The following is a 7000-nucleotide window of genomic DNA, read 5'->3' on the forward strand; positions in this document are numbered from 1 at the left end:
GCTGCCCGGCGGCCCGGCGCGCCGCCGTGCTCGCCGCGCTGACCGCCGCGGTCCTCGCGGCCGTGGCCCTCGGGTCCTGGCTGCTGGCGCGCCCGCACGGGCCCGTGCCGCCCGCGGGCGCCAAGCCGGTCACGATCACCGTGTACAACACCGAGCGCGACTGCCGGGGGCCCCGCACGCCGAACTGTGCGCTGCGGGTGGCGAAGGACCCGCACGCGCGCTACGCGGCGCCCGGCAACCGCGCGGGCGCCGTCTGGCACGGCGACAGGCTGACCGCGAGCTGCGCGGTCGAGGGCACGCCCGTGCGCGACGAGGAGGGCCGCTCCTCCGCGCGCTGGTACCGGGTGCGCGGGCCGCACGGACTCTCGGGCTGGCTGCCCGGCGTGCGCACGCGCGACGCGGCCCGCGTGCCGGACTGCGTCTGACCGCCCCCGTGTTGTGTGACGCACACCACAGGGTGGGGTGTCATACGGGCGGCCCACGTCCGACGTGTACCGCGTGACCGGGCCGCGGAGCGGCCCGCACGACAGACACGACAGAAACGGGGTTGCCATGATCCGTCGCTTGAGCCGCGGGCCGACCCGCCCGCGTACCGCGGCCGTCCTCACGGCCGCGGCCGTCACCGCCACCGCGGCGCTGCTGGTGCCCGCGGCGTCCGCCTCGGCGAGCGTGCCCGCCGCCGCGTCCCGGGCCGCGAGCGCCGCCCAGGCCGACCCGGGCGTCCAGGTCACGGTCTGGGCGAGCAACGTGCGCCTGCACAACGCGCCGCACGTGTCGGCGCCCTCGCCCGCCGAGTTCGGGCCCGGCACGCTGATCGACATCTGCCAGACGCCCGGTGACCCGGTCACCGAGCCGCAGGGCAGCAGCAGTTGGTGGTCCCTCGTCGAACTGCCCAGCGGAAGCGACGCGTTGTACATGAGCAACGTGTTCATCAAGGGCGGAGAGAAGATCGCGGGCGTGCCCGACTGCTGAATGGGCCGGCCGCGCGGCGCGGTGTCCCGCCTGACCACCGGGCACACCGCGTCCGCGGCCTGCCGTCCCGCCGCGCGGCGCGCCTCCCTCCGGCCACGGGGGTGCCGGAGGGGGCGCGCCGCCGAGCGGGGCGGACGGGGACCCGGGACGCGTGCCCGGGTCAGCACTCGTCGTTGAGCACGTCTCGCAGGGCCGTCTTCTCCGCGGAGTCGACGGACAGTTCGTAGTAGTGCTTCACCTGGATGTACATCCGCGCGTACGTGCAGTGGTACGACGCGCTCGGCGGCAGCCACTGTGCCGGGTCGCGGTCGCCCTTCGACTGGTTGACGTTGTCGGTGACGGCGATGAGCTGCGGGCGCGTCAGGTCGTTCGCGAACGCCTGGCGCTGGTCCGTGGTCCAGCCGCTCGCCCCGGACTTCCACGCCTCGGCGAGCGGGACCACGTGGTCGATGTCCACGTCGGAGGCGGCGGTCCAGGTGGCGTCGTCGTACGCGGACTTCCAGGTGCCCGCGGTCGCCGCGCAGCTCGCGTTGGTCGTCACGTCCGTGCCGTCCCGCTTGAGCACCACCTCACGGGTGTCGCAGGTGCCCGACTGGATGATCCAGTGCGGGAACTTGTCGCGGCTGTAGCCGCTGGTCGAGCCCTCGGCCTGCACGGTCAGCTCGCTCAGGTAGGTGCGGGCCGTCGACACGGCGATCGGGTCGGGCGGGGCGGCCTGCGCCGCGGGGGCGGTGAGCAGCCCCACCGCGGTGGCGAGCGCCGCGGCCGCGGCGGCGATGCCGCCGCGCACGGCCAGGGGTCCGCGGCGCCGGGCCTGCGGGGCTACGGGGCGGGCGTGGCTCGTGTGACGCGCGTAGATCTGCGGCATGTGCGTACTCCCTCGATGTGGGGTGCGAAGGTCAAGTCCGTTGCCAGCGTGGCGAAGTGGGGTTTCCGCGAAACGGTCGCCGGATGACAGCTTGAAGTCGTGTGCACGTCAGGACAAGAGGGCGTGCGCGGGAACACGCGTGCGTGACGTGAGCCACCCGGGGGCCGTGGCCCTGCCGGGCGGGGGTCCCGGTGCCGTAGGGTGGGGGTCAGAAGGGGAGTAGCTCCTGGGGCCTCCCGACCGGACCGTGCAGGGCCTGCGGGCCCCCGGTCCCCACGGAAGCCCTTCCGCCGGACCGTCGACATACTGCTGGGAAGAGGGATGCGTCCCGTCCTGGCCGGCGCCCGGAGACCCGCCGTTCGCGCCGGGTCAGCGAGACCTTCGGCCGCAGTGACTCGTGGTGCAATCCGCCGGAACAGGACTCCGGCGGTCCGACGACGCTGCCGTGCCGGCGTGGTCGATCCCTTCTGGTTCGCCTCTCGGTGCGGTGCGACCGACCGATTGAGGAAACCGACCAGTGATCAGTTTCACCGTCATGGCGATCGTCTTCGGCGTGATCTTCCTTGCCGAACTGCCGGACAAGACTGCTCTCGCCGGCCTAATGCTGGGGACCCGCTACCGGGCTTCGTACGTGTTCGCGGGCGTGGCCGCGGCCTTCGCCGTCCATGTCGCGCTCGCCATCGCGGCGGGCAGCGTGCTGACCCTGCTGCCGCACCGGCTCGTGCAGGGGGTGGTGGGCGTGCTGTTCCTCGCGGGCGCCGCGATCCTCCTGTTCAAGAAGGACGAGGAAGAGGACGACGAGTCGGTCAGGGCCCCCGCCGACCAGTCGTTCTGGAAGGTCGCGGGGGCGGGCTTCATGCTCATCCTGGTCGCCGAGTTCGGTGACCTGACCCAGATCATGACCGCCAACCTCGCGGCCCGCTACGACAGTCCTGTCTCCGTGGGTGTCGGCGCCGTCCTCGCCCTGTGGGCCGTCGGCGGCCTCGGCATCCTCGGCGGCAGGACCCTGATGAAGCATGTGCCGCTGCGGCTGATCACCAAGATCGCGGCAGCGGTGATGGTGGCCCTCGCGGGCTTCAGTCTGTACGAGGCGATCGCGGGCTGAGGCGGGACGGGCCGTGCGGGGCGGTTGCTCGTGGGGGCCGGGCCGCCTCCGGCCGGCCACCCCTGTGGGGCCGGGCCGCCTCCGATCGCCCTGTGCGGGGGCCGGTTGGCTCCGGCTGTCCCTGCGGGAGGCGGCCCGTGCCGCCTCCCGGTCGCCTCGCGTGCGGGATCCGGTTGCCTCCGGCTGTCCTGTGCGGGGGCCGGTTGCCTCCGGCTGTCCCCGTGCGGGATGCGGTTGCTGCGGGGCCCGGTCGCCCGCGCGGGCCCGGGTCGCCCCGTGCGGCCCCGTCAGGCGGCGATGCGCAGCACGATGCCGCCCGTCGCCGCGTCCTGCTCCACGGTGACCTGGGTCAGGTCGCGCACATGGGCCGTGGGGGCGAGCGCGGCGGCCCGCGGGCCCACGCCGACCACGCGGGCGCCCGCGGCCAGCGCCGCGGCGATGCCCGCCTCCGAGTCCTCGAACGCCACGCAGTCGGCGGGGGAGAAGCCCAGTTCGGCCGCGCCCTTGAGGAAGCCCTCGGGGTCGGGCTTGCTGGCGCTCACGTCCTCCGCGGTGATCCGCGCAGCGGGCAGCGCGAGGCCCGCCGCGCCCATGCGGGCGGTGGCGAGCGCGGTGTCCGCCGAGGTCACCAGGGCGTGCGGCAGGCCGTCGAGCGCGGCGAGGAAGGCGGCGGCGCCGGGCACCGGCACGACGCCCTCGGTGTCCGCGGTCTCCTGCGCGAGCATCCGCTCGTTCTCCGCGTAGTTCTCCGCCATCGGACGGTCGGGCAGGAGCGCGGCCATCGTCGCGTACCCCTGGCGGCCGTGCACGACGCCCATGATCGCCTCGGGGTCGAGGCCGTGGCGCGCGGCCCAGCCTCGCCAGACGCGCTCGACCACGGCGTCGGAGTTGACCAGGGTGCCGTCCATGTCGAGCAGCAGGGCGCGGCAGGTGAGGACGGTCTCGGGGGCGGTGGCCTGCATGCGCGGAACTCCAGCGGTGGGACGGCGTTCGGGCGGCGTGCCCGCGCGCGGGCGGCCGGTACACAAGCGGCTCCGCCCGCTGGTCAGGGAGGTACGGGCGGAACCACTTTGTTCCCTCACTGTACAAACGAGAGGGGGTCCGGCGCCACCATCGGGAGGCGAACGGCGGGAAACCTGCGTCCGCGCAGGTCACAGCGGTGTGACGCTGGTCACTGCAAGGGCCGCGAATCCGGCGGGACTTCGGCCGGACCCGCGGCCCTGGACATGCCGGGGTGCCCCGGGGCTCAGCGGTGGCGCGCCCCGCCGTAGTGCGCGCCGGGGTGGCCGTCGCCGCCCTGCCGGTGAGCGCCGTACGGGGACTGGACGTGCGCCCCCTGGCCGCCCTGCGCGGCGCGGACGCGGGCCTCGGCCGCCTGCTCCTGCTGCCGTGCGAGCGCCTGCCGGGCGAGCGCTGCCTGCCGCGCCTGCCCGCCGGGGGCGGCGGTGTGCCCGGCCGAGACCTGCCGCGCGCCCGACGACTGGTGCGCCGACTGCTGGTGCGCGGGCTCGGCTTCGAGGGCGCTGCGTGTGTTCGGCCCGTACACGCCCGGCTGGTCGCCCGGTACGTGCCGGTACATCTGGTAGATGCGCACCGCCGAGGCCGTCGACTGTCCGTACGAGCCGTCGTCGGCGCCGTGATACAGGTACAGCGCGCTCAACTTGCTTTGCAGTGCTGCCACTTGGGGACCGCTGTCGCCGAGGGAGAGCGTGCCGTCCGACGTGGTGGCGGCGCCCTGCGCGCGGTGCGCGGCGGCGGGCGCGGCGGGCGCCCCGGTGGCCTGCCGCGCCTGCTCGGCCTGCCGGGCGGTCGTGGTGAGCGCGGAGCGCGCCGCCGGCTGGGCCGGGCCGGTGGCCGTGTCGTCGGGCGCGCTGTCCGGCTGCCCCGCGCGGGGCGCGTCGGCGAGCGTGTCGCCCTCGTTGCCGCTGGAGAACATCCCCGACGTGAACGCGGCGGTCCCCAGCACCGCGGCCGCGGTCATGCCGAGCGCGACCGCCTTCATCGGGCGCCGCCCGGACTTGGCGGGTGGGTGCGGCGGCATCGCGCCGGGCGGCGGCGCCGGAGTGGCGAGCGGCGGCAGCGGCCCCGCCGGGGCCGGCTCAGCCCCGGCGCCGGCACCTTGGCCGGGCACCATATGCGGCTGTGCATACGGCAGTTGGGGTCCCACGCCCGCCGGGGTGCGCTGCGCGGGCACCGCGGGGAGCGGAGTGGGCGGCGGCTCCTGTGCGTACGGCGACGGCAGTTGGACCGACACGGGCAGCGGCTGCGCGTAGGGCGGCGGGAGTTGGCCGTCCGGCGGCGGCGCCTGTGCGTACGCGGGGAGCGGCTGCGCGGACTCGTACGGCCCAGCGCCGTACGGCCCAGCGCCGTACGGCGTCCCGCCCTGCGGCGGCAGGAACGCGGAGTCCGGATACGCGCTGTCCGGGCAGGGCTCGGCGTACGGCGCGGCGGCCGCCGCGTACGCCGGCAGCACCGCCGTGTCCGCACCGTCCGGTACGAACGCGGGCGCGGGGCCGTACGCGTGCGGCGGTACGGGGAGCAGCGGCGCGGGCGCCGCGTGCTCCATGTGCTCGCACGAGCAGCCCGCGCCGCCACCCGGCACGCGCGGCGTACCGCAAGAGCGGCAGAACTGTCCGATCACCGTGGCATCCCTCCGCTGGAACTGCCCCAGATTATGCAGCCCCTGAGGGGGCGAGGGGTGCGGGAGGCGAATCCCGGTGCCCCGCATCTCTGTCGTAAAACAGACAGAACGCGGCGATAGGCGTGCAAAAACCCGCCACAGAGGGAGCAGTTGTTACGTAAGGCCCCCGCCGGCCCCGGCGGCCGGGGCCGTCCGACCCGGCCTCGGGACCCGCCCGGACCCGGGGCCGTTTCGGTGGCGGATTACGGGCAACTCGGAGCCCTGTGACGCCCTGTGACGCACGGAACACCGCGCGGCGGGCGGCCACACACGCCGAGGAGCGACCGGGACCGCCCCGGCAGCGGCAATCGGGGAAAGGGAGCCATGTCCACAGTCCTGACCGTGGTCGGTCTGATCGTGGTGTTCGTGATCGTCGTCGCCCTCGTCCTGTACATCGGGCCGGGCAGGGGGCGCGGCAAGGCGGGCCTGCGGCGCAGGTTCGGACCCGAGTACGAGCGGACGCTCGCCCGGCACGACGGCAACACCGCCGAGGCGGAGCACGAGCTCAAGGAGCGGGTCGCCCGCCACGGCGGGCTGCGGCTCGCGCCGCTGGCGGCCGGGGAGCGTGAGCGCTACACCGCGCGCTGGGCCGGCCTCCAGGCACGGTTCGTCGAGTCGCCGCGCGAGGCGGTCGCCCAGGCCGAACGGCTCATCGCGGAACTCGCCGCGGCGCGCGGCTATCCGGCGGCCGACGGCCCGCAGGCGTACGACGAGCAGCTCGACGCCCTCTCGGTGCACCACGCGCACCGGCTCGACGGGTACCGCAGGCTGCACGCCGTGGCGCACCCGGCCCAGCCGGGGGAGGGGGCCGGCGAATCCGGTGCCGACACGGAGGAGTTGCGCGAGGCGATGGTCGGCGCGCGCGGGCTTTTCGAGCAGTTGATCGTCGCCCGCCCCAAAGGCGCGGGCCGCGCGGCGGGGCGCGCCGACCGCGGGGACGCGTTGTCCGTACGACCCAAGGGAAGCGGTGTCTGATGTTCAACAGGAAGCATGACAGGACGGAGAGGGCCGGCGCGGAGCCGGCCCGTGACGCGGCCGCCGGGCCCCTCGACGACCCGCGCGCCGACGACCCGCGCGCCGACGACCCGCGCGCCGACGAACGCGCAGAGCGCGCAGGGGGCGAGGACCGCGCCGGCGACACGGGGTACGCAGGGGGCGCGGACGACGTCGGTGACGAGCTGCCGCGCTCGGCGGCGGGCGAGGCCGAGGAGGCGCGTGCGCCGCGGCCGGGCGCGCGGGCCGGGGCGGGCTCGGGGACCCCGGAGAGTGAGCTGTTCGCCGACCGGGAGCGGATCGTACGGCGGGAGCGCGCGCTCCAGTACAAGTCGGATCGTAGCCATGTCGTTCTGTGGGCCAAGGAGTTGGGATCGCACGT

Annotated in this window: 6 protein-coding genes and 1 pseudogene; 4 read left to right on the forward strand and 3 right to left on the reverse strand. The window is 75.4% G+C overall.

Annotated features, from left to right (window positions below; genetic code table 11):
* Positions 1–425: pseudogene (locus ABEA77_RS33285) on the forward strand (hypothetical protein); the annotation flags it as partial.
* A 139-nt stretch (positions 426–564) separates the two neighbouring features.
* Entirely contained in the window at positions 565–972 is a 408-nt protein-coding gene (locus tag ABEA77_RS33290; protein ID WP_345655826.1) for a peptidase M23, read from the forward strand.
* Between the two features lie 160 nt (positions 973–1132).
* Here ABEA77_RS33290 and ABEA77_RS33295 read toward each other — a convergent pair whose 3' ends face one another.
* Positions 1133–1840 carry an HNH endonuclease family protein gene (locus tag ABEA77_RS33295; protein ID WP_345655827.1) on the reverse strand — a complete coding sequence of 236 codons (708 nt, stop codon included), beginning with the start codon at positions 1838–1840 and terminating at the stop codon, positions 1133–1135.
* A 517-nt stretch (positions 1841–2357) separates the two neighbouring features.
* Here ABEA77_RS33295 and ABEA77_RS33300 point away from each other — a divergent pair.
* The gene (locus ABEA77_RS33300; RefSeq protein WP_345655829.1) at positions 2358–2945 is read left to right on the forward strand and encodes a TMEM165/GDT1 family protein; all 588 of its coding nucleotides are present in this window, start codon (positions 2358–2360) and stop codon (positions 2943–2945) included.
* A gap of 287 nt (positions 2946–3232) precedes the next feature.
* Here the strand turns inward: ABEA77_RS33300 and ABEA77_RS33305 are convergent, their stop codons facing one another.
* Complete coding sequence (locus tag ABEA77_RS33305) at positions 3233–3907, reverse strand: HAD-IA family hydrolase (RefSeq protein WP_345655831.1); 675 nt, start codon at positions 3905–3907, stop codon at positions 3233–3235.
* A gap of 284 nt (positions 3908–4191) precedes the next feature.
* Positions 4192–5586 (reverse strand): peptidoglycan-binding domain-containing protein, encoded by a 1395-nt coding sequence (locus ABEA77_RS33310; protein WP_345655832.1) that lies wholly within the window; start codon positions 5584–5586, stop codon positions 4192–4194.
* 363 nt (positions 5587–5949) lie between these two features.
* Between ABEA77_RS33310 and ABEA77_RS33315 the strand changes: the two genes are divergently transcribed.
* On the forward strand, positions 5950–6600 hold the full coding sequence (locus ABEA77_RS33315) for a hypothetical protein (protein WP_345655833.1): 651 nt from the start codon (positions 5950–5952) through the stop codon (positions 6598–6600).
* The last annotated feature ends 400 nt before the right edge of the window (positions 6601–7000 follow it).

Source organism: Streptomyces tremellae (genome assembly GCF_039540215.1).
In the GTDB taxonomy this organism is placed as follows: Bacteria; Actinomycetota; Actinomycetes; order Streptomycetales; family Streptomycetaceae; genus Streptomyces; species Streptomyces tremellae.